This is a genomic window from Ensifer sp. Root954, from assembly GCF_001429005.1.
Taxonomy (GTDB): Bacteria; Pseudomonadota; Alphaproteobacteria; order Rhizobiales; family Rhizobiaceae; genus Ensifer; species Ensifer adhaerens.
Map to the genome: position 1 here is coordinate 334,159 of NZ_LMJM01000022.1, position 23,262 is coordinate 357,420.

Genomic DNA, 23,262 nt, shown 5'->3' on the forward strand with positions numbered 1-23,262 from the left:
GGCATGGCATTCGGACCCGACGTTCCGCCGATCCAGGCGCATATCTGCGTCAAGGACGGGTTTGCCGCCATCGCCTTTTACGCCAAGGCGCTCGGTGCGGCGAATACATTCCACGCGATGGCCGAGGACGGCAAACGCGTCATGCACGCCAATCTGGCGATCTACGGCGGCGAGGTGATGCTGCACGACGAATTCCCAGAATTCGGCGGCAGCGTGCTTTCGCCGAACACGATCGGCGGTACCGGCGTTGCGATCAGCATCAACCTGGCGAAGCCTGCCGATGTCGACGCAGCCTACGACAAGGCGGTGGCCGCCGGGGCATCGACAGTTCTGGAGCCGCAGGATACCTTCTGGCACGCACGCTACGCGCGCATCCAGGATCCCTTCGGCCACGTCTGGGCCTTCAACGCACCGGTCGCAAACCCATGAGCCAGTATTTCTTCGAACTCGCATCGCTGATGGCGATCTTCGCCTTCGCCATCGTCTCGCCCGGCGCAGACCTCGCGATGGTCATGCGCCAGTCGATCGTGCATGGCCGCCGTCCGGCGATCATCACGTCCTTCGGCATCGGCACGTCGCTGATGTTCCATGTGACCTACACGATCCTCGGCCTCGGGCTGATCATTTCGCAGTCGATCTATCTGTTCAACATCGTCAAATGGTGCGGCGTCGCTTACCTGATCTATATCGGCATCAAGGCGCTTCGCGCCGGCCAGACGGAGATCCAGGTCGACCACACGGAAGGCAGCGGGCCGGTCAAGGGCCAGTCGGCGGCCAAGGCCTTCGGCCTCGGCTTTGCCGCCAACGCGCTCAACCCCAAGCCGGTGTTCTTCTTCCTGTCGATCTTCTCGACGGTCGTTCACGCCCATACGCCGATGATGATCAAGTTCGGCTACGGCCTTGTCATGGCGACCTGCCTGATCGCGTGGTTCGTCGGCGTCAGCCTGTTCATGACGACGCCGCGCATGCGTGCTGCGTTTACGCGCGCCAGCAAGTGGATCGACCGCGCCAGCGGCGTGGTCTTCATCGCGCTCGGCCTCAAGCTCGCGACGGAGAAGGCAGCCTGATCATGTGCTCCGGTCGACTCCTTTCAGCCCTGTTCGGTCTTGCCTTTGCCGCGCCGGCGATCGCCGCCGACTGCAAGCAGTCGCACGCGATCTACGGCGACCGCGACGGAGCCTACGAGCTGCGTTTCGAACCGGTCGGCTCGGCAAGCGCCGCGACCAGCAACCACTTCAAGGTGGCGGTTCTCAAGCCCGGCCTGCTGCTCGATGGCGTCGTCATGCCGGCGGGCGAGCCGGAACGGGCGACCGGGCTGATCATGCACAATTGCCCCGAGGGGGATGCGACCGGCGAGGAACTGCGCGCCTGTACTGTGTGGCAGGGTGTCGTCTACGCGCTCGACAAGGCCGGCGCGATCAGCGAGATCCCGCAAGAGACCGAGACGGCGGCCGAGCAACTGCTGCTTCCCGACTTCGGTCCGTCGCTTCGCGCTTCGACCGCTTGGGGCAAGGGCAAGGCCGAGGCCGACAGTTGGGATGCCTTCACGTTCAAGGGATGCGCCGCATGAGTGCGAGCCCTGTTCTTCTCGTGACCGGCGGCAGTCGCGGCATCGGTGCTGCAATCTGCCTTGGCGCTGCAAAAGCCGGCTGGCGGGTCGCTGTCAACTATGCGTCGAACCGCGATGCGGCCGATGCGGTTGTCGGCGCGATCGAGCGGGCCGGCGGCACGGCGATCGCAGTTCAGGGCGATGTCGGCTCCGAGGCGGATGTCCAAGCGATCTTTGCTGCCGTCGATTCGGCTTTCGGCCGGCTGGACGGGCTCGTCAACAATGCCGGCATCGTCGGACAGACGGCACGTGTCGACGAGATGTCGCCCGAGCGGCTTGAGCGCATGTTCCGCATCAACGTCACCGGCTCCATCCGCTGTGCAGCGGAAGCCGTCCGGCGCATGTCGACACGATACGGGCACCAGGGCGGTGTCATCGTCAACATCTCCTCGGTTGCCGCCACGCTTGGCTCGCCGGCGCAGTATGTCGATTACGCCGCCTCGAAGGGTGCGATCGACACCTTCACGACAGGGCTTTCGCGCGAGGTCGCGACCGAAGGCATTCGCGTCAACGCGATACGGCCCGGCATCATCGATACCGAGATCCACGCCTCCGGCGGCCTGCCGGACCGGGCGCGTGATCTCGCCTTCACCATTCCCGTTCAGCGACCCGGCACGGCCGAGGAAGTCGCTGACGCGGTTCTCTACCTCCTGTCGGATAAGGCGACTTATGTGACGGGGGCAATTCTCAATGTCAGCGGCGGACGGTAACCGTCCTGAAGGAAGGATATTCTAATGGCTTATGATCTCATCGTTATCGGCAGCGGCCCCGGCGGCTATGTCTGCGCGATCAAGGCGGCCCAGCTCGGCCTGAAGGTCGGCGTCGTCGAAAAGCGCGCCACCTACGGCGGCACCTGCCTCAACATCGGCTGCATCCCGTCGAAGGCGTTGCTGCATGCTTCCGAGATGTTCCATCAGGTTGCCCACGGTGTTGACGCGCTCGGCGTCGAAGTCGCGGCACCGAAGCTGAACCTCGAAAAGATGATGGCCCACAAGGACGCGACCGTTAAGGCCAATGTCGACGGCGTCTCGTTCCTGTTCAAGAAGAACAAGATCGACGGCATCCAGGGCACCGGCAAGGTGCTCGGCCAGGGCAAGGTCTCCGTCACCAACGACAAGGGCGAGGAACAGATCCTCGAAACCAAGAACATCGTGATCGCCACCGGCTCCGACGTCGCTGGCATCCCGGGCGTCAAGGTCGATATCGACGAGAAGGTGATCATCTCGTCGACGGGCGGCATCGCGCTCGAGAAGGTTCCGGCCAACATGATCGTCGTCGGTGGCGGCGTCATCGGCCTCGAACTCGGCTCGGTCTGGGCCCGCCTCGGCGCCAAGGTCACCGTTGTCGAGTATCTCGACACGCTTCTCGGCGGCATGGATGGCGAGGTTGCCAAGCAGTTCCAGCGCATGCTGGCCAAGCAGGGCATTGACTTCAAGCTCGGCGCCAAGGTGACCGGCGTCGTCAAGGACGGCAAGGGCGCCAAGGTGACGTTCGAGCCGGTCAAGGGCGGCGACGCCCAGACGCTCGATGCCGACGTCGTGCTGATCGCCACCGGCCGCAAGCCCTATACCGACGGTCTTGGCCTTGCGGAAGCGGGCGTCGTCATGGACCAGCGCGGCCGCGTCGAGATCGACAATCATTTCCAGACGAGCGTCGCCGGCGTCTACGCGATCGGCGACGTCGTGCGCGGCCCGATGCTCGCCCACAAGGCGGAAGACGAAGGTGTGGCGGTTGCCGAGATCCTCGCTGGCCAGGCCGGTCACGTGAACTATGACGTCATCCCTGGTGTCGTCTATACCCAGCCGGAAGTCGCCTCCGTCGGCAAGACCGAGGAAGAGCTGAAGGCGGCTGGTGTCGCCTACAAGGTCGGCAAGTTCCCATTCACGGCCAACGGCCGTGCGCGCGCAATGCTCGCCACCGACGGCTTCGTGAAGATCCTTGCTGACAAGGAAAACGACAAGGTGCTCGGCGGCCATATCGTTGGCTTCGGCGCCGGCGAGATGATCCACGAGATCGCGGTTCTGATGGAATTCGGCGGTTCGTCGGAAGACCTCGGCCGCACCTGCCACGCGCACCCGACCATGTCGGAAGCGGTCAAGGAAGCGGCACTTTCGACCTTCTTCAAGCCGATCCACATGTAAGGATCATGCAGGGGGCTGCGATCACGCGGCCCCCTGTTTCCGGCCGCGTTTCTGCGTGCCGGCTGGCCCTTGTGGCCATTGCTCACCTTATCGGCGTCAGCGCCCGCATTGCCGCTATCGGCGTTTCCGGTCGCCAAGCGACCGTATCATTCTTCTGAAGCAGACCTGAGGGCGTGGAAACGCTCCTCGAACTCGCGCCTCAGGCTGCGCCGTGCCTCGGCAGCGCGCTGCCGGCGCTTGCGGTCGGCCGTGTCGGTGACAAGGGTCGGAACCGGGGTCGGGCTGCCGTCGGCATCGACCGCGACCATGGTGAAATAGCAGGAATTGGTGTGGCGGCGCTCGCCGCTCCTGATGTTCTCGGCCTCGACCCGGATGCCGATTTCCATCGAGGTGCGGCCGGAATTGTTGACGGCTGCACGGAAGGTGACGAGCTCGCCGACATGGATCGGCTGGCGGAAGGTGACCTGGTCGACCGAGAGCGTCACGGCATATTGCTGCGAATAGCGCGAGGCACAGGAAAACGCCACGCGATCGAGGAGATTGAGCAGCGCACCGCCATGGACCTTGCCGCTGAAGTTCGCCATATCCGGCGTCATCAGTACGACCATCTCGAGTTCGCGTGTGTCGTAGCTGGTTTCCATTGTCCATCTCCAGATTTTGCAGCGTCCCGCCTGAGTTATGCAGCTTGCCGGAGCGAAGGGAAGGGGTGGAGGGCGGAGGATCTGGAAGAGGGGATGTGACGATTGGCCCGAGGGCTGCGACAAGCGGTCTTCTGTCCAGGCACGGGGGAGGGCGCGATCATGTCTGCAAGGACAGACGACGCGCGCGTCAGGAGGAAAGATGAAACCGAGACCAGTGGCCATATCGTTGCCGAGCCGGCATCTACCGAATGCCGATTGGGCCGACCGCTTCGAGCTTGCCCTTGATGGCAAGGGCGTGACCGCGGCGGAAGCCGCCGAACGTTCGCTTGGCCGGTCGCCGCGATGGGTCCGCGTGTTGCTGCGCCTGCGCAACCGCATCGTCTCGATCATCGGCCTGAAGTCGGCGGCGCCGTCCAGCCGTCTGGGACTGATCGGGGCGTTTCCTGTCGTTTCGAAGAGTGATGACGAAGTGGTGCTCGGCTTCGATGACAAGCATCTCGATTTCCGCATCGTCGTCGACGTCCGGGCGGGGTCGGCGGTCAATCAGATCGTCGGCGTCACCACGCTTGTGCGCAGGCACAACACGCTCGGGCGGGTTTACCTCATGGCCGTCACGCCGTTTCACAAGGCTATCGTGCCGACACTTCTGGCGCGGGTGGCAGGTCCCGGCGGTTAAGTCCGCGGTTCAATTTTCAGTCCGGACAAAAGCAGGTCGAGATTGTCGCGTGCGCTGGTGAGGCGCATGGCCGGATCTTCCGCCTCGGCAATCCAGAGCGCCGCATCGGAGAGCGCGCCATTGATCAGCCGCGCCAATGTCTCGGCATTTCCCGGACGTACGACGCCCGCGGCGATCATCGCCGAAAGCCTGGTGGCAAGCGACGCGAGGCATTGGCGCCGGCTCGGTTCCAGCACGCTTGCTCCGAGTACCGCCGGCGCATCCTTCAACACGATCTGTCGGATTTCCGGTTCGAGCGCCATTTCCAGATAGAGCCTGCAGCGGCGCACGAAACCGTCCCACGGCTCCGGGGTCGCGGAGGCTGCGTCGAGCCGTGCGTCCATCTCGCCGTCCAGAGTCTCCACGACCGCACGCAGCAGGCCCTTCTTGTCGCCGAAATGATGATAGAGCGCCCCACGCGTGAGCCCGGCCAAGGCGGTGAAATCGTCCATCGAAGTCTCCGCATATCCGCGTTGCCTGAACGCTTCCCGGGCGGCGGCGATCAGCTTTGCCTTCGTTTCCGCGATCATGTCGCTGCGCGCACGCCTTGTCATTTGCAGCTCCTCCTTTTGCATACGGTTCGTATGTTAATTGACATGCGAAGCGTATGTCAATATCACTACCATACGCGGCGTATGTTAATGACGCGACGCTCAGACATGTATCGCAGGAGTTTTCATGGCCAATCCCTATGCACAGATCTTTGCTGCCAAAGGCACGGTCGGCTTCACCTTGGCGGGATTGGTGTCACGGTTGCCGTTGTCGATGATGGGCATCGGCATCATCACCATGCTGGCCCAGTCCCGCGGCAGCTACGGTTTGGCTGGCGGTGTGGCCGCCGCCTTCACGCTGGCCTCGGCACTGCTGGCGCCGCAGGTTTCCCGGCTCGTCGATCGCTTCGGCCAGAGCCGCGTCCTGCCGGTCGCCGCGGCACTCAGCCTTCTCGGCAGCTCGACTCTCCTCGTCTTGACCCATTGGCGGGCGCCGGACTGGACGCTCTTCATCTTTGCCATTCTTGCCGGGTGCACGCCCAGCATGTCGGCGATGACCCGGGCGCGGTGGACCGAGCTCTATCGCGGCCGTCCGGAGCTGAAGACCGCCTTTTCGCTCGAATCGGTCTTCGACGAGATCTGCTTCATCGTCGGGCCGCCGATCGCCGTGGGCTTAAGCGTCGGCCTGTTTCCCGAGGCCGGACCGCTGGCGGCTGCGGCATGCCTGGCCATCGGCGTCACCGCCTTCGTGCTGCAGAAAGGCACCGAGCCACCGGTCAAGCCGGCCGAGACGATGGCGCCCGGTTCGGTCCTTCGTTACCCGGCGCTGCGCGTGCTGATTGTCGCGCTCGCCGGCATGGGCATCATTGTCGGCACGATCGACGTGGTCAGCGTCGCCTTTGCCGAGGCCGAAGGGCGACCAGCGGCGGCGAGCCTCGTGCTCTCCCTCTATGCCCTCGGTTCCTGCATCGCCGGTCTGGCGTTCGGTGCGGTCCGGATCGGCCTGTCTTTGGCGAAGCTGTTCCTGATCGGCGCGGGCATGACCGCCGCCAGCACATTGCCGCTGCTCTTTGCCGACGGGATCGGCAGCCTTGCGACGATGATGTTCATTTCGGGCCTGTTCTTTGCGCCGACGATGATCGTCGCCTTGAGCATCGGCGAAACCGCCGTGCCGCCGTCGAAGTTGACGGAAGGGCTGACCTGGTTGACCACCGGTCTCGGCATCGGTGTTGCGGCGGGTGCGGCGGTGTCAGGCGGCGTGGTCGCGCGCTTCGGCGTTCAGGCCGGCTTCACCATTGCGCTCGCCGCCGGGGCCTTGATCCTTGCCGCAGCGTTCTGGGGCTATCGCCGTCTGTCGTGGATCGAGAGTGACGCTGCCACTGCAAGCGCGTCCGAGGTCGTTTCCCGTGCCGGTGCGCAAGGTTGAGAAGGGAGCGTCGTGCCGGCGGGCGCTCGCTGACGGCCGGCCCTTCAGTTGGCGCGCGTGACCGTAAAACCCTGAGCGCGCAGCAATTCGACCAGACCCTCCTTGCCCGGCAGGTGCAGTGCGCCGACCGCCATGAAGGCGCCGCCGTCCTTGAGGATCGGTTCGGCGCGCGTCGCCATGGTTTTGTTGCGGTCGACGATGATGCGCTGCTCGAAATCGGCATAGCCGAAATCCTCGGCGCTCTTGTCCGACACGGCTCTCATCATCGGCATGATCATGCCGGTGTCGCCTGCGAGATAGAGATCGGTCATCGTCGCGAAGACGTCGTCGATGGTCTTGCCGAGCGCGAGCGTCTCGATGAGGGCGCGCAGATGCAGTTCGGTCGGCAGCGAGTCCATGGCGGCGAGCTGCTCGACCAGCGTTTCCAGCCCCTTCAGCGTCTTGCCCTGACTGACGGCATCCTCGGCGATCTTCTTGTCGAGGAAGGAGGCGCCTGCAGCCTTGCGGCTCATTTCGCAGGCGGGCAGCGCGACGAAGCTCGCGATCATCCAGGGCTTCATGCGGGAAACCAGGGTCAGCGGAATGCCGCGTGCCTTGAGGCCTGTTTCGAGCTGTTCGCGGTCGTCGGGCTTCAGGAAGTCGGCGATCGTCTTGTTGTCCGGAAGCATGGTGAGATCGGGCCGCATCAGGATCGCGGCGGCCGACTTCTTCTCGTCGATGATCTCGTCCGATTCGACGATGACGGTCGAGGCTGCCTCAAAGGCGGCGGGCGCCTCAGTCGGCAGGGCCAGCACGCGCGGATCGGTGACATGCATCGTGCCAAGCAGCCAGGACGGCGCGACACCGTCCTTCTCGATCTTCCAGAAGATGCCCTTGCTGTTCGGGATGGCGGCAGCTTCCGCTTCGAGTGCGGCCAGTTTCGTCGGGTCGGATTTTGCAAGCGCGGTCAGAACATTCGCGCCGCCACATTCGACCTCCGTGGCATCAGCCTCAGCGACGAAGACGAGAGCGACAAGGAGGCAGGCGGCGAGCATGACATGGAGCAGGGCGGCCAGCCAAAGTGCGCCATCGGCGAGCCGCGCAAGCAGGTGCCGCGGCAGGTTTTGCTGAGGTCTCGCAAAGGCGGTCATCGTTCTTCCCTGACAGTCGCATGGTGGATAGTCGACCCTAGGCCCGGGCCGGTCACGGCTTCCTTAACGGGCATGGTTAATCCGCCCTTTCGCCGAAAATCAGGCGCGCGGGTGGGCGCGGTCGTAGATTTCCAGAAGCCGAGCCGAATCGACGCCGGTATAGACCTGGGTGGTCGACAGGCTGGCATGGCCGAGCAGTTCCTGAATGGTCCTGAGATCGCCGCCGCCGGCCAGCAGATGGGTGGCGAAGGAGTGGCGCAGCGCATGCGGCGTTGCCGTCTCGGGCAGGCCGAGCGCCCCGCGCAGCTTCTGCATTTCGCGCTGGATGATCGCCGGCTGCAGCTTGGCGCCGCGCGCGCCCAGGAACAGCGGCGCATCGGCCGCGATCGGATAGGGGCAGAGCTTCAAGTAGGTGGCGACGGCCTCGCGCGCCGCTTCGATCAGCGGCACGATGCGGGTCTTGTCGCCCTTGCCGACGATGCGCAGCGACGAGGGCGCGCCGGCAAATGCTGACGGCGTGAGGCCGAGTGCCTCGGAAATGCGCAAGCCGCAGCCGTAGAGCAGGGTCAGCACCGCTGCGTTGCGCGCCGCGATCCAGGGTTCCTCGGCAAGCTGCGCCTCGGACGTCACGACATTCAGCGCTTCGCGATCGGTGAGCGGCTTCGGCAGGGATTTGGGCTGTTTGGGCGAACGCACCGCAGCCGCACCGGCCGCGTTGGCAAGGCCGTTGCGTTCGAGATAGCGCAGGAAGGAGCGAAGCCCGGCCAGCCCACGGCCGAGCGTGCGGGCGCCGGCGCCGCCCTTGCGACGCTGGGCGAGGAAGCCGCGAAGGTCAGCCGGCCTCAGCGTGCGGATATCGGAAAGCCGTGGCGGCCCGGCGAGATGGCCGGTGAGAAATGTCAGGAATTGCCGGGTGTCGCGCTCATAGGCCTCGACGGTATTGTCGGAGAGGCGGCGCTCCCGCATGAGGCCGTCCAGCCAGCGCTGACGCTCGGCAAGTAGCTCGGGATGGCCGATGACGAGGAACTCGTTCATTGTCGTTTTCCTGAGTTTGTCGGTCCGCGACAATGCCCTGACGCATCTTAGGTTTTTGCTAATGCACCCTTGGAATCTGTCATCCTTCGATCATATAGAATTGCGATGGTCAGCCGCAAACAAACGGATCGGACTATGGCGGGACGGGATTCGGTGAACGGATTCGCGCATTTTGCAGAAGTAATCACCCTGGTCTCCCAGGGGCAGCCTGGCCACATCGTCGACACGCTGATCGCGGAGCGTGGCCAGCGGATCGTCAAGAGCCCGCTATGGCCGCTGATGCGGCCTTTTCTCTACACGTTGCTGAACTATCGCAAGGCGCATGAGTTCGCCGATGCCGTCGCCAACATGCCGGGATTCCAGGCCTTCGAGCACCTGAGCTCGCTGCTTTCGCTGGAGGTGCGGGTCGACCGGGCCGAGCGCATTCCCGCCAAGGGCGGCTTCCTGCTCGTCAGCAACCACCCGACCGGCATTGCCGATGGGATCGCCGTTTTCGACCTCTTGAAGAGCCGGCGGCCGGACATGATGTTCTTCGCCAATCGAGACGCCATCCGCGTCAATCCGCGTTTCGTCGAAATGGTCATCCCGGTCGAATGGCGCGAGGAACACAAGAGCAAGCTGAAGGCGCGTGAGACGCTGCAGGTGACCAACCGGGCGATCGGCGAGGGTAAGGCGACGGTGCTCTTCCCCTCGGGACGCATCGCCTACTGGGCCGAAGGATGTCTCAACGAGCGGCCATGGAAGACATCGGCCGTGGGCTTTGCGCGCAAATACGACCTGCCGATCCTGCCGGTGCATATGAGCGCCCGCAATTCCGGCCTGTTCTACTGGTTCGCCAAATGGTCGACCGAGCTGCGCGACATGACCGTGTTCCACGAATTGCTGAACAAGAAGGGCGATCTTTTCGACTTTCGCATCGGCAACCTCATCCCGCCGGAGGCGCTGGAAGGTGAAACGGGCGAGGTGACGAAGGCGCTCGAACGACACACGGTCTTCGATCTGGCGCTGGATGCCGACGCGGCCTTCAAGCCCCGGCTGCAAACGGCGGCCGCGCGCTAGCGACTGTCGTGGCTTACGGAAACGCTGGCGGGCTTCACCCCGCGCGGCGGATCGGCTAGGTCTGAGCCATGCAGCTTCAATCCATGTTTGCCGAAAACTACCGTTCACTGAAGTCGATCCGCATGGATCTGACCGGGGTCAACCTGTTCATCGGCGAAAACGGCGTCGGCAAGTCCAATCTCTACCGGGCGCTTCAACTCGTGCAAGCCGCCACGCGGGGCACTTTGGCGCGCGAGATTGCCGAAGAGGGCGGCATGTCGTCGGCGCTCTGGAGCGGCCGCCGGCGTGCCGACAAGCCGGCGCGCATAAGGCTCGAAACCGAGCTTCTGGACGAGGAGCGGGCCATCACCTTCCGCTACCGCATCGAGGCCGGGCTGCGTCCGCCGAAGGCTGCGGCCGGCTTTGCCTATGAGCCACAGGTCAAGGAAGAGGAACTGACGGTCGAAACCGGCCGCCGCCCGGTGACGATGATGAAACGCGTGGGCCCCGGCATCTTCGTGCGCGGCGAACGCGGGCGGATGGAGGATTATCCGGAGCAGGCGCTGACGTCCGAAACGGCGATCTCGCTGCTCGGCGATGCCGGCCATTATCCGGAGGTCGGCACCTTCCGCCGTGCGGTCGAGCAGTGGCGCTTCTTCCACGGCTTCCGCACCGATCGCGATTCGCCGTTGCGGCTGCCCTGCCTTGCGGTGACCGCGCCGATGCTCGACGAGACCGGCGTCAATATGGCGGCCGTTTTTGCAACGCTGCGCCACACGCGCGAGGACACGGTCGACCTCGACCGGGCCATCGCCGACGCGTTCGGCGGCGCTTACCTCGATGTTCCCGAACCCGGCCAGTTCGCCGAGTTTTCGCTGGTCTTTCCGGATTTTCCCAGCCGGCCGTTTTCGCCGCGCGAGCTTTCCGACGGGCAGATGCGTTTTCTGGCGCTGGCGGCCGCACTGCTTTCCTATCGCCGACCGCGCTTCATCGCGCTCAACGAGCCGGAGACGAGCCTGCACCCGGACATGCTGCCGGCGCTTGCCGACATGATCGCCAGCGCGTCGCGCGAAAGCCAGATCTGGATCGTCACCCATTCGGAGCGGCTGGCGCAGGAAGTGCGTCAACGCTCGGGCATTCGTCCTCGGCGAGTGATCCGCAAGGATAGCGCCACCTGGATCGACGGCATGCGGCTGACAGGGCTGATGGACGATGACGAGTAGGCAACAAAAAAGCCCGGCGTGGTGGCCGGGCTCTTTCTGAACTTTCCTGAAAGTATCAGGCGATCTTCTGGCCGGTCTTGGCCCAGTCGGCCAGGAAGGTTTCGAGGCCCTTGTCGGTCAGCGGGTGCTTGACCAGCGCCTTCAGCGTTGCCGGCGGTGCGGTGACGACGTCCGCGCCGATGAGGGCGGCTTCCTTGACGTGGTTCACGGTGCGGATCGAAGCTGCAAGGATCTCGGTCTCGTAGCCGTAGTTGTCGTAGATGTGGCGGATCTCGCGGATCAGGTCCATGCCGTCAAACGCGATGTCGTCGAGGCGGCCGACGAAAGGCGAGACGAAGGTCGCGCCGGCCTTGGCGGCGAGCAGCGCCTGGTTGGCCGAGAAGCACAGCGTCACGTTGGTCTGGTGACCGTCAGACGTCAGCGCCTTGCAGGCCTTGAGGCCGTCGAGCGTCAGCGGCAGCTTGATGCAGATATTGTCGGCGATCTTCGAGAGAACGGCGGCTTCCTTCATCATCTCGGCGTATTCGGTTGCGGTCACTTCAGCCGAAACCGGGCCTTCGACGATGCCGCAGATTTCCTTGGTGACTTCCGTGATGTCACGGCCCGACTTCAGGATCAGCGACGGGTTGGTGGTGACGCCATCGAGAAGGCCGAGATCGTTCAGCTCACGGATTTCCTTGACGTCGGCGGTATCAACGAAAAATTTCATGGGGTCACTCCCTTGGGGCACGATTGCCGTTCGGCGCATATCTACCGGGGAGGAATTCCGTTGGCAGAGATCGCGCGCGTTGAAACTCTGGTGGAACCGTGACAAACCCTGCGGCCTGCAAGGCTGCGGTTCGCAGCGCAGTTTTCTTTAACCGAAACACGTGGCAAGGTCACGGCAAAATGACTCGCGATTCAACCGATTTATTCGGCGATTTGCTCGGGCCCGTTTCGGCCCGTCGCGTCGTGCCGGTCCTGGTGCCCATGCCGGCGTCGAAAGCCTATTCCTATGCGGTTCCCGACGGCATGGCGGTCGAACCGGGCTCGATCGTGCAGGTGCCTCTGGGCCCTCGTCTCGTCGTCGGCGTGGTCTGGGATGGCGATGATGACGGGAGCGTCGATGCCAAGAAACTCAAGACGATCGAGAAGGCTTTCGATTGCCCGCCGCTGACGCGCGACATGCGGACCTTTCTCGATTGGGTGGCCGCCTATACCGTCACGCCGCCGGGGCTGGTGGCACGTATGGCGCTCCGCGCACCGGCGGCGTTCGATCCCGAACCGATGGTGGAGGCACTGCGTCTCACCGAGATGCGGCCGGAGCGCATGACGGCTGCGCGCGAGCGCGTAATCGCAGCCGCCAGTGATGGTTTTTCCTGGACGCGCTCGGGGCTGGCGCATGCCGCCGGCACGTCGTCGAGTGTGATCGAAGGGCTAACCCAGCAAGGCGTATTCGAGACCGTCTTCATGGCGCCGCCGCCTGTCGTCGCCTTGCCAGATCCCGATTTCACCGCGCCCCGGCTCGAAGGCCCGCAGAAGGATGCGGCCGCCGATCTGCTGGCAGCGGTAGAGGAGGGCGGCTTCTCGGTGTCGCTCATCGACGGCATCACCGGATCCGGCAAGACCGAGGTCTATTTCGAGGCGATCGCTGCGACCCTTCGCGCCGGCAAGCAGGTGCTGATCCTGCTTCCCGAAATCGCGCTGACGTCGAGCTTCCTCGAGCGCTTTCAGGATCGTTTTGGCGCCAAGCCCGCCGAGTGGCATTCGGACTTGGCTCCCCGCACCCGCGAAAAGGTCTGGCGCCAGGTGACGACAGGCACCGTCCGCGTCGTGGCCGGCGCCCGCTCGGCGCTGTTCCTGCCCTTCGAGGAACTGGGCCTCATCATCGTCGACGAAGAGCACGACCCCGCCTACAAGCAGGAAGATCGCGTCTTCTACAATGCGCGCGACATGGCGGTCGTTCGTGGTCGCATCACCGGCTTTCCCGTCGTGCTCGTCTCGGCGACGCCGTCGCTCGAAAGCCGGGTCAATGGCGATGTCGGCCGTTACAAGCCGATCCACCTGCCGACCCGTTTCGGCGATGCGGCGCTGCCGCGGCTCGGCGTCGTCGACATGCGTCAGCACCCGCCGGCACGCGGCGGCTTTCTGTCGCCGGTGCTCTTGAACCAGGTCGGCAAGGCGGTCGAGCGTGGCGAACAGGCTCTGCTCTTCCTCAATCGTCGCGGCTACGCACCGTTGACGCTCTGCCGCGTCTGCGGCCATCGCTTCCAGTGCCCGGATTGTTCGAGCTGGCTCGTCGAGCATCGCTTCCGTGGGCAGATCCAGTGCCACCAGTGCGGCTATTCCGAGCGCACGCCGGAAGCCTGCCCGGAATGCGGCACGCTCGATCATCTGGTGGCCTGCGGGCCGGGGGTCGAGCGCATCGCCGAAGAGGTGGAGCGGCATTTCCCCGAGGCGCGCACCATCGTGCTTTCTTCCGACCTGATGGGCGTCAAACGGTTGAGGCTGGAGCTTGAAGCCATCACGCGTGGCGAAGCCGATATCGTCATCGGCACGCAACTCGTCGCCAAGGGACATAACTTCCCCCTGATGACACTGGTCGGCATTGTCGATGCGGATCTGGGTCTTGCGAACGGCGATCCGCGTGCGGCCGAGCGGACCTTCCAGCTGCTCTCGCAGGTGACGGGTCGTGCGGGCCGAACGGGTCTCAAAAGCCTCGGCTTGCTGCAGACCTATCAGCCGCAGCATCCGGTGATGCAGGCGATCGTTTCCGGCGATGCCGACGCCTTCTACGACCGCGAGATCGCCGAGCGCGAGAAAGCGCTGCTGCCGCCTTTTGGCCGGCTTGCCTCGCTGATCGTTTCGGCCGACACGCGCCAGGATGCCGAGGGCCACGCGCGCGGTTTGCGGATGGCCGCCCCCCGCACCGAGGGTATCAGTATTCTCGGTCCGGCCGAGGCGCCGCTGGCGCTGGTGCGCGGACGGCATCGCTTCCGGCTGCTGGTGCATGGCCGGCGCAACAGCGACATGCAGGCCTTCGTCAAGGCGATGATCGCCGCCGGTCCCAAGGAGCGCGGCTCGATCAGCGTCCAGCTCGACATCGATCCCCAAAGCTTCCTGTAGTTCAAGTTTCCTGTGATCGCCGCATTCTGAAGCCCGTGGGCGATTCACAACCGGGGCGACATGCGCTAGAGGTCAGGGACGCATTGCTCCGGCCGACGACGGGGCGGCATGACAACGGGCTCATCTGCGGGAACGGGCATGGAGTTTTATATTCCGACGGAAACCGGCGAGTTCCTCGCCTTCTGCGCCGCGGCGGTAGCAGCGTTGATCGGCGTCGTCATGCTGTTTGCTCCGCGGCTGACCTTTCGCGCAGCCGGCATCGGTATTGCCGAGGGGCGGCGCGGCGGCCTTGCCGAGGCGCGCTCGACCATGGGCGGCATGCATGTGGGGCTCGGTCTTGCCGCCATTCTGCTCGCCCAGCCGATGGTTTATCTCGCTGTCGGCGCGGCCTTTGCGCTCGCCGCCTTCGGCCGAATCCTCTCGATGATGAGCGACAACGGCAGCACGCTCTACAACTGGGCGGCGCTCATCATTCAGGCGGCACTCGCCATCCTTCCGCTCGCCTATGTCTTCGGCATGATCTGATTGCGATTGCGGGCTTCCCCGCGATTCACAGCGCAGGACCGAATTTACGGCAAAATTCGGCCAAAGGTGGCCGACTTATGCCGCATTCCTGCCCTTCGCGTGTTGCGAGTCCAAACATCCTATGCTAGACGAACCGCGAATTGCGGGGGAAGTGGGTCGCCAGGCCTCGATATCCTGCAAATTATTGCAGCAAATTCAAGACCTTAAGTTGACGGCCCACCGCCAGCGCAGTTCTTGGATGAAATTGAGAGAAGCTTGTGCCCGTGGCAGACACATCCCAGCTTATTTCCGGTGTTGCAGAAAGATATGCGTCCTCGCTTTTTGAACTCGCGCTCAGCGCCGGTTCGGTCGAGGCAGTCGGTGCGGATCTTACCCGCGTCCAGGCCCTGATCGACGGCAGCGACGATCTGAAGCGGCTGATCGCCAGCCCGGTCTTTTCTGCAGACGACCAGTTCAAGGCCATTTCGGCAGTTGCCGCGAAGGCTGGCATCTCCGGGCTCGTCGGTAACTTCCTCAAGGTCGTTGCCCGCAATCGCCGCCTCTTCGCGCTGCCGGGCATGATCAAGGCGTTCCGCCTGATCGCCGCGCGCCATCGTGGCGAAATTTCCGCCGACGTCACGTCGGCCCATGCGCTCTCCGCGGCGCAGGAAACTGAATTGAAGGCGACGCTGAAGAGCGTCACCGGCAAAGACGTGGCGGTCAACGTCACCGTCGACCCGTCTATTCTTGGAGGTCTGATCGTCAAGGTCGGGTCCCGCCAGATTGACACTTCCCTTCGCACCAAACTCTCTACCCTTAAGCTTGCACTGAAAGAGGTCGGCTGATGGATATCCGCGCCGCGGAAATTTCCGCAATTCTCAAAGATCAGATCAAAAATTTCGGCCAGGAAGCAGAAGTCTCCGAAGTCGGTCAGGTGCTTTCCGTCGGTGACGGTATTGCCCGCGTCTACGGCCTCGATAATGTCCAGGCAGGCGAAATGGTCGAATTCCCGGGTGGAATTCGCGGCATGGCGCTGAACCTCGAAGCCGACAACGTCGGTGTCGTTATCTTCGGTTCGGACCGCGACATCAAGGAAGGCGACACCGTCAAGCGGACTGGCGCCATCGTGGACGTTCCGGTTGGTCCGGAACTGCTCGGTCGCGTCGTCGACGCGCTCGGCAACCCGATCGACGGCAAGGGCCCGATCAACGCCAAGCAGCGCTCGCGCGTTGACGTCAAGGCTCCGGGCATCATTCCGCGCAAGTCGGTGCATGAGCCGATGTCGACCGGCCTCAAGGCCATCGACGCTCTCATCCCGGTTGGCCGTGGCCAGCGCGAGCTCGTCATCGGCGACCGTCAGACCGGCAAGACCGCGATCATCCTCGACACGATCCTCAACCAGAAGGCCATTCACGACAATGGTCCGGAAGGTGACAAGCTGTATTGCGTCTACGTCGCAATCGGCCAGAAGCGTTCGACCGTTGCCCAGTTCGTGAAGGTTCTGGAAGAGCGTGGCGCTCTGCAGTATTCGATCATCGTTGCTGCGACCGCTTCCGACCCGGCTCCGATGCAGTACCTCGCACCGTTCGCCGGTTGCGCGATGGGCGAATACTTCCGTGACAACGGCAAGCATGCCCTGATCGGCTACGACGACCTGTCGAAGCAGGCTGTTTCCTACCGCCAGATGTCGCTCCTGCTGCGCCGCCCGCCGGGCCGCGAAGCTTACCCGGGCGACGTTTTCTACCTGCACTCCCGTCTGCTCGAGCGCGCTGCAAAGCTGAACGACGACATGGGCGCTGGCTCGCTGACGGCTCTGCCGGTCATCGAAACGCAGGGTAACGACGTTTCGGCGTTCATCCCGACCAACGTGATCTCGATCACCGACGGCCAGATCTTCCTCGAAACCGACCTGTTCTACCAGGGCATCCGTCCGGCCGTTAACGTCGGTCTGTCGGTTTCGCGCGTCGGCTCGGCCGCGCAGATCAAGGCGATGAAGCAGGTTGCCGGCTCGATCAAGGGCGAACTCGCCCAGTATCGCGAAATGGCCGCCTTTGCGCAGTTCGGCTCGGACCTCGACGCCGCTACGCAGCGCCTGCTGAACCGCGGCGCCCGCCTGACCGAACTCCTGAAGCAGCCGCAGTTCTCGCCGCTGAAGACGGAAGAACAGGTCGCTGTCATCTTCGCAGGCGTCAACGGTTACCTCGACAAGCTGCCGGTCAACCAGGTCGGCAAGTTCGAGCAGGGCCTGCTTTCGTACATGCGTTCGGAAGGCAAGGACATCCTGGAAACCATCCGCAAGGACAAGGCGATCTCCGACGACGTCAAGGGCAAGCTGAAGGCTGCAATCGACAGCTTCGCCAAGTCTTTCGCCTGAGCGGATTTCATTTAGGACGGATAACGGATGCCTTCACTTAAGGATCTGAAGAACCGGATCGCCTCCGTCAAGGCGACGCAGAAGATCACCAAGGCGATGAAAATGGTCGCCGCGGCGAAGCTTCGGCGCGCGCAGGAGGCGGCCGAGGCCGCCCGGCCTTACTCGCAGCGTATGGCTGCCGTTCTCGCCAACATCGCCCAGGCGGTTGGCGCGGACGACAGCGCGCCTGCGCTGATGACCGGAACCGGCAAGGACGATACGCACCTTCTGGTCGTCTGCACGGCTGAACGCGGCCTTTGCGGCGGCTTCAACTCGCAGATCGCCCGTCATGCCCGCGACCACGTTCGCAAGCTGCTTGCAGCCGGCAAGACGGTCAAGATCATCTGCGTCGGCAAGAAGGGCTTCGATATTCTGCGCCGCGAATACGCGTCGCTGATCATCGATCGTGTCGACCTGCGTGAGGTCAAGAAGATCGGCTTTGAAAACGCCGACCAGATTGGCCACAAGATCATCGCGCTCTTCGAAAAGGGCGAGTTCGATGTCTGCACGCTGTTCTATTCTGAGTTCAAGTCCGTTATCGCCCAGATTCCGACGGCTCAGCAGTTGATCCCCGCTTCGGCCGGCCCGGTCGCAGCGGAAGCATCGGATGCTTCGGCTGTCTACGAATATGAGCCGGACGCGGGCGCGATCCTCAGCGATCTCATTCCGCGCAACATTTCGGTGCAGATCTTCCGGGCCTTGCTCGAGAACGTCGCCGGCGAAATGGGCGCCAAGATGAGCGCGATGGATAACGCGACGCGCAATGCTGGTGAGATGATCAACAAGCTGACGCTGAACTACAACCGTCAGCGCCAGGCTCAGATCACCAAGGAACTCATTGAAATCATCTCGGGCGCGGAAGCGCTCTAAGGTCACGAGAAGAGGGTAAGGATTATGGCTAAGGCAGCTACCCCGAAAGAAACCGCAGCGGAGAAGAAGCCCGCTGCACCGAGGAAGGCAGCTTCCGCCAAGACCGCAGCAGCAGCCGCAACCGGCGCTGTCGGTCGCGTAACGCAGGTCATCGGCGCCGTCGTCGACGTCGCGTTCGATGAAGGCCAGCTTCCGCAGATCCTGAACGCGCTGGAAACCGACAACAACGGTAACCGCCTCGTTCTCGAAGTCGCACAGCACCTCGGCGAAAACGCTGTCCGTACGATCGCCATGGACTCGACCGAAGGTCTCGTCCGCGGCCAGTCGGTCACCGACACCGGCGCACCGATCACGGTTCCGGTTGGCGACGAAACGCTCGGCCGTATCATGAACGTCATCGGCGAGCCTGTTGACGAAGCAGGCCCGCTCGTCACCTCGGGCAAGCGCGCCATCCACCAGGAAGCGCCGTCCTACGTCGAGCAGTCGACGGAAGCGCAGATCCTCGTCACCGGCATCAAGGTCGTCGACCTTCTCGCTCCTTACGCAAAGGGCGGCAAGATCGGCCTCTTCGGCGGCGCAGGCGTCGGCAAGACCGTTCTCATCATGGAACTGATCAACAACGTCGCCAAGGCGCACGGTGGTTACTCGGTGTTCGCAGGCGTGGGTGAACGTACCCGCGAAGGCAACGACCTTTACCACGAAATGATCGAGTCCGGCGTTAACAAGCACGGCGGTGGCGCAGGCTCCAAGGCTGCTCTCGTGTACGGCCAGATGAACGAACCGCCGGGCGCCCGCGCTCGTGTCGCTCTGACGGGTCTGACGATCGCTGAAGACTTCCGCGACAAGGGGCAGGACGTTCTGTTCTTCGTCGACAACATCTTCCGCTTCACCCAGGCAGGTTCCGAAGTGTCGGCTCTGCTCGGCCGTATTCCGTCGGCTGTGGGTTACCAGCCGACGCTGGCGACCGACATGGGTCAGATGCAGGAACGCATCACCACGACGACCAAGGGCTCGATCACCTCGGTTCAGGCCATCTACGTTCCGGCCGACGACTTGACCGACCCGGCACCGGCAACCTCGTTCGCCCACCTGGACGCAACGACCGTTCTGTCGCGCTCGATCGCCGAAAAGGGTATCTACCCGGCCGTTGACCCGCTCGACTCGACCTCGCGCATGCTCGACCCGATGATCGTCGGCGAAGAGCACTACGAAGTGTCGCGTAAGGTGCAGACGACCCTGCAGCGCTACAAGGCGCTCCAGGACATCATCGCCATCCTGGGCATGGACGAACTGTCTGAAGAAGACAAGCTGGCCGTTGCCCGCGCTCGTAAGATCGAACGCTTCCTGTCGCAGCCGTTCTTCGTCGCCGAAGTCTTCACCGGTTCGCCGGGCAAGCTCGTCGCTCTCGAAGACACGATCAAGGGCTTCAAGGGCCTGGTCAACGGCGAGTACGACCACCTGCCGGAAGCTGCCTTCTACATGGTTGGCTCGATCGAAGAAGCGATTGAGAAGGCCAAGAAGCTGGCTGCCGAAGCCGCTTGATAGCACTGTTAAGCCTCGGCGCTGCACAAGCGCCGAGGCTTTCATCCTGTCCTTTCGCAAGGATAGGGAAGACATGCACAGCCGCCTCTCAGGTGGCGCGCCCACAAGAAGTGAATGGTCATGGCCGATTTCAACTTTGAGCTTGTTTCCCCCGAGCGCCTGCTCGTCTCCGAAAAGGTGACGGAAGTCGTCATCCCGGCGACCGAGGGCGAGATGACCGTGATGGCCAATCACGCGCCGACGATGACGACGGTGAAGCCCGGCGTGGTCACGGTGAAGCTGGCCGACGGCAAGACGGAGCGCTTTGCGGTGTTTGGCGGCTTTGCCGACATCCTGCCGACCGGCTGCACGCTGCTCGCCGAATCCGCCGTTCATGTCGATGAACTCGACCGCACGGCTCTCGAAAGCCGTATCGACGCGGTTCGTGCCGAGCTGGAAGGCGCCGGTGACGAAAAGAAGACCCGTCTGGAGCAGTTCGTCGCCGAGCTGACGAAGCTCGGCGAGATCGTGATCCCGGCCTGAAAGGGACACCCGGAAGGGTGAAGCGAATGAGAAAGCCCCGCCCTCGAGCGGGGTTTTTTGTTGCCTGTTTTGCCCGATCTTGTAACCAATAGCAGCCGGACCGGCCGCTTTAGCCATTCTTCATTAGAGCTGCTGTACTGAGCCGGCATCGTTCAGCCTAGGAAGAGAGACCGCTGGCATGACGTCGAAGATTGTTCCTGTCATCATGGCCGGCGGAAAGGGCACCCGACTGTGGCCGCTCTCGCGCTCAGCCGCGCCCAAGCAGTTCCTGCAGATTCTTTCCGAGCGATCGCTGTTCCAGCAGACGCTCGAACGCGTGGGCGACCGCACGCGATACGAGCCGGCCATCGTCGTCACCAACAGCGACTTTCGCTTCATCGTCGCCGAGCAGGCCCGTACGATCGAGGCTGAGCTCGGCGACATCCTCTTGGAGCCGGTGGCGCGCAACACCGCACCGGCCCTTGCTGCCGCCGCCTTTGCAGTCCTTGGCCGCTACGGCGAAGGGGCGATCATTCAGGTGCTCGCCTCCGATCACGAGATCGATGCCGGCGTCCTCTACGAGGACTGCATCCTGAGAGCGCAGGCGGCCGCCGGGCGGGGAGAGCTGGTGACCTTCGGCATCACGCCGACCGAGCCGGCCACCGGTTACGGCTATATCGAGTGTGGCGACGAGCTGGCCGAAGGTACGAACCGGGTGGTGCGTTTTGTCGAGAAGCCGGATCGGGCGAAAGCCGAGGCGATGATCGCGACCGGGCGCTATCTCTGGAACTCCGGCCTGTTCATGCTGCCGGTGACGCTCTTTCTCGACGAGTTGAAGCGCTTTGCGCCCGAAGTCTTCGACGCAGCGAAGGCTGCCGTCGAAGGTGCCTACAAGGATCTCGATTTCACCCGGCTGCACGGCGAGAGCTTTGCGGCCGCTCCGGATATTTCCGTCGACTACGCCGTGTTCGAAAAGACCGACCATGCAGCCGTTGTGCCGTCGTCCTTCCCCTGGTCGGATCTCGGAAGCTGGGATGCGGTGTGGAAGACCGGGCGCAAGGATGACGACGGCAATGTTGTCACGGACCGGGCGACGGTGTCGAACACCCGCAACTCGCTGGTTCTGTCACGCGACATTCACCTGGCGGTGCAGGGGTTGGAAGACGTGGCCGTCATTGCCGGCGAGGACGCCGTCTATGTCGGGCGGCTGGACGACAGCCAGAGCGTCGGCCATATCGTCAAGGCGCTCGCGCGTTCTCCCGAAACCGCGGCGCTGACGGAGGTGCACCCCACCGCCTATCGCCCCTGGGGCGCGGTGGCCGCGCTTTCCGACGGCGAGCGCTTCTCGGTGAAGCGGCTGCGTGTGACGCCCGGCAAGAAGATCTCCCTGCAGAAGCACCATCACCGCGCCGAGCACTGGATCGTCGTGCGCGGCACGGCGGAGATCACCATGGGCGGCGAGACGCGGCTCCTGCACGAGAACGAGTCCGTGTTCATTCCGCAGGGCACGGTGCACCGGCTGCACAATCCGGGCAAGATTCCGCTGGAGCTGATCGAGGTGCAGACCGGCTCCTATCTCGGCGACGACGACACCGTTCGCATCGAGGACGAATTCGGCCGCAACTAAGCGCATCGCATCGTTGGCGGACCGTGAAACGAAAAATGCCCGGGCTGAACCCGGGCATTGAAGTCGGCGCATCAGGACTGATAGGCTCAGCCGGCGACGCGCGCGCTCTCGCCCTTCTGGGCGTAGTAGTGACCGAAGCGGTTGGCGAGGAAGGTGTCGAGGCCGATGTCTTCCTGACGAACGAAACCCTTCTGGGCGATCTTGCCTTCGGCGAGCAGATCGAGCACGGCGCAGATGCTGCCGGCCGTGGTGATCTGGATGCCGCTCTGCATGCGACCGGCAACGACGCCGCTATAGACCTTGTTGGCGTAGGTTTCCTGGATCAGGCGACCGTCGCGGAAGCCCGAAACGGTGACGAAGATCACGACGACGTCCTGGGTGGTGGTCGGCAGCGAATTTTCGAAGATGTCCTTGAGGACTTCGCGGCGGTGACGCAGGCCGAGGTCGTTCAGCAGCGCCTTCATGATGGCGGCGTGACCCGGGTAGCGGATCGTCTTGTAGTTCAGCGTGCGGACCTTGCCCTTCAGCGTTTCGCAGAGCGTGCCGAGGCCGCCCGAGGTGTTGAAGGCTTCGTAGGTGACGCCATCAAGCGAGAATTCTTCGCGTTCTTCCATGGCCGGAACTTCGATCAGGTTGCTCTCAACGATCGCCTCGCAGGGCTCGATGTATTCGTTGATGACGCCGTCGGTGCTCCAGGTGAGGTTGTAGTTCAGAGCGTTCGACGGGTACTGCGGCAGGGCGCCGACGCGCATGCGCACGCTTTCCAGCGTCTGGAAGCGGCTGGCGAGATCGTTGGCGACGATCGAGATGAAGCCCGGTGCGAGGCCGCACTGGGGGATGAAGGCGGTGTTCGCCTTGGCGGCGATCGCCTTGACCTGGCGGGTGGATTCGACGTCTTCGGTAAGATCCAGGTAGTGGATGCCGGCTTCGGCAGCGGCTTCGGCGATTGCGACCGTCAGGTGGAACGGAGCGGCGCTGAGCACGGCAAACTTGCCGGAGAGAAGGGCGACGAGCGCCTTCTTGTCGCCGATGTCGACGGTTGCCGTCGTGATCGCGGCATGCTTTTCGACCTGTTCCAGCTGCTCGGCGGCGCGGTCGGCGACGCAGACGCTGTAGTCGCCGGTGTGGGCCAGCATGCGAGCGATGGTGGAGCCGATCTTGCCTGCTCCGATGACGACGATATTCTTCATTCTTTCCCCCGGGGTATGAGAACTGTTTGTGTCTCTATTGTCGCGGGAGGGGCTGTTGATT

The 23,262-nt window shown here is 63.6% G+C and carries 23 protein-coding genes; 17 read left to right on the forward strand and 6 right to left on the reverse strand.

Features of this window, described 5'->3' with window-relative positions:
- Window positions 1–3: 3 nt before the first annotated feature.
- Genes ASE71_RS13625 through lpdA form a run of 5 tightly spaced genes read left to right on the forward strand, consistent with a single transcriptional unit; the run spans window position 4 to window position 3,750 of the window.
- Window positions 4–429 (forward strand): VOC family protein, encoded by a 426-nt coding sequence (locus ASE71_RS13625; RefSeq protein ID WP_060521398.1) that lies wholly within the window; start codon window positions 4–6, stop codon window positions 427–429.
- Window positions 426–1,067 carry a LysE family translocator gene (locus ASE71_RS13630; RefSeq protein ID WP_060521397.1) on the forward strand — a complete coding sequence of 214 codons (642 nt, stop codon included), beginning with the start codon at window positions 426–428 and terminating at the stop codon, window positions 1,065–1,067. The genes ASE71_RS13625 and ASE71_RS13630 overlap by 4 nt, the downstream gene beginning before the upstream one ends.
- A gap of 2 nt (window positions 1,068–1,069) precedes the next feature.
- Window positions 1,070–1,570, forward strand: coding sequence for a hypothetical protein (locus tag ASE71_RS13635; RefSeq protein ID WP_060521396.1), 501 nt, complete (start codon window positions 1,070–1,072; stop codon window positions 1,568–1,570).
- Window positions 1,567–2,319 (forward strand): SDR family oxidoreductase, encoded by a 753-nt coding sequence (locus ASE71_RS13640; RefSeq protein WP_034803090.1) that lies wholly within the window; start codon window positions 1,567–1,569, stop codon window positions 2,317–2,319. Before ASE71_RS13635 ends, ASE71_RS13640 begins: the two co-directional genes overlap by 4 nt.
- A gap of 24 nt (window positions 2,320–2,343) precedes the next feature.
- Entirely contained in the window at window positions 2,344–3,750 is a 1,407-nt protein-coding gene (gene lpdA / locus ASE71_RS13645; protein WP_060521395.1) for a dihydrolipoyl dehydrogenase, read from the forward strand.
- Between the two features lie 146 nt (window positions 3,751–3,896).
- On the opposite strand, the gene ASE71_RS13650 is transcribed toward lpdA, so the two are convergent.
- Window positions 3,897–4,391 (reverse strand): acyl-CoA thioesterase, encoded by a 495-nt coding sequence (locus ASE71_RS13650; protein ID WP_060521394.1) that lies wholly within the window; start codon window positions 4,389–4,391, stop codon window positions 3,897–3,899.
- A 199-nt stretch (window positions 4,392–4,590) separates the two neighbouring features.
- Here ASE71_RS13650 and ASE71_RS13655 point away from each other — a divergent pair, with 199 nt between their 5' ends.
- Window positions 4,591–5,067 carry a DUF2867 domain-containing protein gene (locus ASE71_RS13655; RefSeq protein ID WP_060521393.1) on the forward strand — a complete coding sequence of 159 codons (477 nt, stop codon included), beginning with the start codon at window positions 4,591–4,593 and terminating at the stop codon, window positions 5,065–5,067.
- Here the strand turns inward: ASE71_RS13655 and ASE71_RS13660 are convergent.
- A complete protein-coding gene (locus tag ASE71_RS13660) occupies window positions 5,064–5,660 on the reverse strand; it encodes a TetR/AcrR family transcriptional regulator (protein WP_060521392.1) in 597 nt (198 codons plus the stop codon). The genes ASE71_RS13655 and ASE71_RS13660 overlap by 4 nt on opposite strands.
- Before the next feature lie 124 nt (window positions 5,661–5,784).
- Here ASE71_RS13660 and ASE71_RS13665 point away from each other — a divergent pair, with 124 nt between their 5' ends.
- A complete protein-coding gene (locus ASE71_RS13665; protein WP_060521391.1) occupies window positions 5,785–7,023 on the forward strand; it encodes an MFS transporter in 1,239 nt (412 codons plus the stop codon).
- A 44-nt stretch (window positions 7,024–7,067) separates the two neighbouring features.
- On the opposite strand, the gene ASE71_RS13670 is transcribed toward ASE71_RS13665, so the two are convergent.
- Window positions 7,068–8,153, reverse strand: a complete 1,086-nt coding sequence (locus tag ASE71_RS13670; RefSeq protein WP_060521390.1) for a TraB/GumN family protein — start codon at window positions 8,151–8,153, stop codon at window positions 7,068–7,070.
- A gap of 99 nt (window positions 8,154–8,252) precedes the next feature.
- Window positions 8,253–9,188 (reverse strand): tyrosine recombinase XerC, encoded by a 936-nt coding sequence (locus tag ASE71_RS13675; RefSeq protein ID WP_034802532.1) that lies wholly within the window; start codon window positions 9,186–9,188, stop codon window positions 8,253–8,255.
- Window positions 9,189–9,323: 135 nt separating this feature from the next.
- Between ASE71_RS13675 and ASE71_RS13680 the strand changes: the two genes are divergently transcribed.
- Entirely contained in the window at window positions 9,324–10,247 is a 924-nt protein-coding gene (locus ASE71_RS13680; protein WP_060521389.1) for a GNAT family N-acetyltransferase, read from the forward strand.
- 68 nt (window positions 10,248–10,315) lie between these two features.
- Window positions 10,316–11,449, forward strand: coding sequence for an AAA family ATPase (locus ASE71_RS13685; RefSeq protein WP_060521388.1), 1,134 nt, complete (start codon window positions 10,316–10,318; stop codon window positions 11,447–11,449).
- 55 nt (window positions 11,450–11,504) lie between these two features.
- On the opposite strand, the gene fsa is transcribed toward ASE71_RS13685, so the two are convergent.
- Window positions 11,505–12,158: a fructose-6-phosphate aldolase gene (gene fsa / locus ASE71_RS13690; protein WP_034802519.1), complete on the reverse strand. Its 654-nt coding sequence runs from the start codon at window positions 12,156–12,158 to the stop codon at window positions 11,505–11,507.
- A 179-nt stretch (window positions 12,159–12,337) separates the two neighbouring features.
- Here fsa and ASE71_RS13695 point away from each other — a divergent pair, with 179 nt between their 5' ends.
- The 8 genes from ASE71_RS13695 to ASE71_RS13730 all read left to right on the forward strand — a co-directional run bounded on the left by ASE71_RS13695 (window position 12,338) and on the right by ASE71_RS13730 (window position 22,011).
- Window positions 12,338–14,554, forward strand: coding sequence for a primosomal protein N' (locus tag ASE71_RS13695; RefSeq protein WP_060521387.1), 2,217 nt, complete (start codon window positions 12,338–12,340; stop codon window positions 14,552–14,554).
- Between the two features lie 138 nt (window positions 14,555–14,692).
- Window positions 14,693–15,079: a hypothetical protein gene (locus ASE71_RS13700; RefSeq protein WP_060521386.1), complete on the forward strand. Its 387-nt coding sequence runs from the start codon at window positions 14,693–14,695 to the stop codon at window positions 15,077–15,079.
- 257 nt (window positions 15,080–15,336) lie between these two features.
- Window positions 15,337–15,903, forward strand: coding sequence for a F0F1 ATP synthase subunit delta (locus tag ASE71_RS13705; RefSeq protein ID WP_034802509.1), 567 nt, complete (start codon window positions 15,337–15,339; stop codon window positions 15,901–15,903).
- Window positions 15,903–17,432 carry a F0F1 ATP synthase subunit alpha gene (atpA, locus tag ASE71_RS13710; RefSeq protein ID WP_034802507.1) on the forward strand — a complete coding sequence of 510 codons (1,530 nt, stop codon included), beginning with the start codon at window positions 15,903–15,905 and terminating at the stop codon, window positions 17,430–17,432. The genes ASE71_RS13705 and atpA overlap by 1 nt, the downstream gene beginning before the upstream one ends.
- 27 nt (window positions 17,433–17,459) lie before the next feature.
- Complete coding sequence (locus tag ASE71_RS13715; protein WP_034802504.1) at window positions 17,460–18,341, forward strand: F0F1 ATP synthase subunit gamma; 882 nt, start codon at window positions 17,460–17,462, stop codon at window positions 18,339–18,341.
- Window positions 18,342–18,365: 24 nt separating this feature from the next.
- Entirely contained in the window at window positions 18,366–19,883 is a 1,518-nt protein-coding gene (atpD, locus tag ASE71_RS13720) for a F0F1 ATP synthase subunit beta (protein WP_034802502.1), read from the forward strand.
- A 120-nt stretch (window positions 19,884–20,003) separates the two neighbouring features.
- Window positions 20,004–20,405: a F0F1 ATP synthase subunit epsilon gene (locus ASE71_RS13725; RefSeq protein WP_034803086.1), complete on the forward strand. Its 402-nt coding sequence runs from the start codon at window positions 20,004–20,006 to the stop codon at window positions 20,403–20,405.
- Between the two features lie 178 nt (window positions 20,406–20,583).
- Window positions 20,584–22,011 (forward strand): mannose-1-phosphate guanylyltransferase/mannose-6-phosphate isomerase, encoded by a 1,428-nt coding sequence (locus ASE71_RS13730; RefSeq protein WP_060521385.1) that lies wholly within the window; start codon window positions 20,584–20,586, stop codon window positions 22,009–22,011.
- A gap of 86 nt (window positions 22,012–22,097) precedes the next feature.
- Here the strand turns inward: ASE71_RS13730 and ASE71_RS13735 are convergent, their stop codons facing one another.
- Window positions 22,098–23,201: a saccharopine dehydrogenase family protein gene (locus ASE71_RS13735; protein ID WP_034802496.1), complete on the reverse strand. Its 1,104-nt coding sequence runs from the start codon at window positions 23,199–23,201 to the stop codon at window positions 22,098–22,100.
- Between the last annotated feature and the right edge of the window lie 61 nt (window positions 23,202–23,262).

Excerpts from the sequence above, each read along its gene's own strand:
- ASE71_RS13730 (WP_060521385.1), top strand. The coding sequence starts at position 20,584 with ATGACGTCGAAGATTGTTCCTGTCATCATGGCCGGCGGAAAGGGCACC.
- ASE71_RS13695 (WP_060521387.1), top strand. The coding sequence starts at position 12,338 with ATGACTCGCGATTCAACCGATTTATTCGGCGATTTGCTCGGGCCCGTT.
- ASE71_RS13630 (WP_060521397.1), top strand. The coding sequence starts at position 426 with ATGAGCCAGTATTTCTTCGAACTCGCATCGCTGATGGCGATCTTCGCC.
- ASE71_RS13665 (WP_060521391.1), top strand. The coding sequence starts at position 5,785 with ATGGCCAATCCCTATGCACAGATCTTTGCTGCCAAAGGCACGGTCGGC.
- ASE71_RS13680 (WP_060521389.1), top strand. The coding sequence starts at position 9,324 with ATGGCGGGACGGGATTCGGTGAACGGATTCGCGCATTTTGCAGAAGTA.
- ASE71_RS13670 (WP_060521390.1), bottom strand. The coding sequence starts at position 8,153 with ATGACCGCCTTTGCGAGACCTCAGCAAAACCTGCCGCGGCACCTGCTT.
- atpA (WP_034802507.1), top strand. The coding sequence starts at position 15,903 with ATGGATATCCGCGCCGCGGAAATTTCCGCAATTCTCAAAGATCAGATC.
- ASE71_RS13735 (WP_034802496.1), bottom strand. The coding sequence starts at position 23,201 with ATGAAGAATATCGTCGTCATCGGAGCAGGCAAGATCGGCTCCACCATC.
- ASE71_RS13650 (WP_060521394.1), bottom strand. The coding sequence starts at position 4,391 with ATGGAAACCAGCTACGACACACGCGAACTCGAGATGGTCGTACTGATG.
- lpdA (WP_060521395.1), top strand. The coding sequence starts at position 2,344 with ATGGCTTATGATCTCATCGTTATCGGCAGCGGCCCCGGCGGCTATGTC.
- ASE71_RS13640 (WP_034803090.1), top strand. The coding sequence starts at position 1,567 with ATGAGTGCGAGCCCTGTTCTTCTCGTGACCGGCGGCAGTCGCGGCATC.
- ASE71_RS13655 (WP_060521393.1), top strand. The coding sequence starts at position 4,591 with ATGAAACCGAGACCAGTGGCCATATCGTTGCCGAGCCGGCATCTACCG.
- ASE71_RS13700 (WP_060521386.1), top strand. The coding sequence starts at position 14,693 with ATGGAGTTTTATATTCCGACGGAAACCGGCGAGTTCCTCGCCTTCTGC.
- fsa (WP_034802519.1), bottom strand. The coding sequence starts at position 12,158 with ATGAAATTTTTCGTTGATACCGCCGACGTCAAGGAAATCCGTGAGCTG.
- atpD (WP_034802502.1), top strand. The coding sequence starts at position 18,366 with ATGGCTAAGGCAGCTACCCCGAAAGAAACCGCAGCGGAGAAGAAGCCC.
- ASE71_RS13635 (WP_060521396.1), top strand. The coding sequence starts at position 1,070 with ATGTGCTCCGGTCGACTCCTTTCAGCCCTGTTCGGTCTTGCCTTTGCC.
- ASE71_RS13715 (WP_034802504.1), top strand. The coding sequence starts at position 17,460 with ATGCCTTCACTTAAGGATCTGAAGAACCGGATCGCCTCCGTCAAGGCG.
- ASE71_RS13625 (WP_060521398.1), top strand. The coding sequence starts at position 4 with ATGGCATTCGGACCCGACGTTCCGCCGATCCAGGCGCATATCTGCGTC.
- ASE71_RS13725 (WP_034803086.1), top strand. The coding sequence starts at position 20,004 with ATGGCCGATTTCAACTTTGAGCTTGTTTCCCCCGAGCGCCTGCTCGTC.
- ASE71_RS13660 (WP_060521392.1), bottom strand. The coding sequence starts at position 5,660 with ATGACAAGGCGTGCGCGCAGCGACATGATCGCGGAAACGAAGGCAAAG.
- ASE71_RS13675 (WP_034802532.1), bottom strand. The coding sequence starts at position 9,188 with ATGAACGAGTTCCTCGTCATCGGCCATCCCGAGCTACTTGCCGAGCGT.
- ASE71_RS13685 (WP_060521388.1), top strand. The coding sequence starts at position 10,316 with ATGCAGCTTCAATCCATGTTTGCCGAAAACTACCGTTCACTGAAGTCG.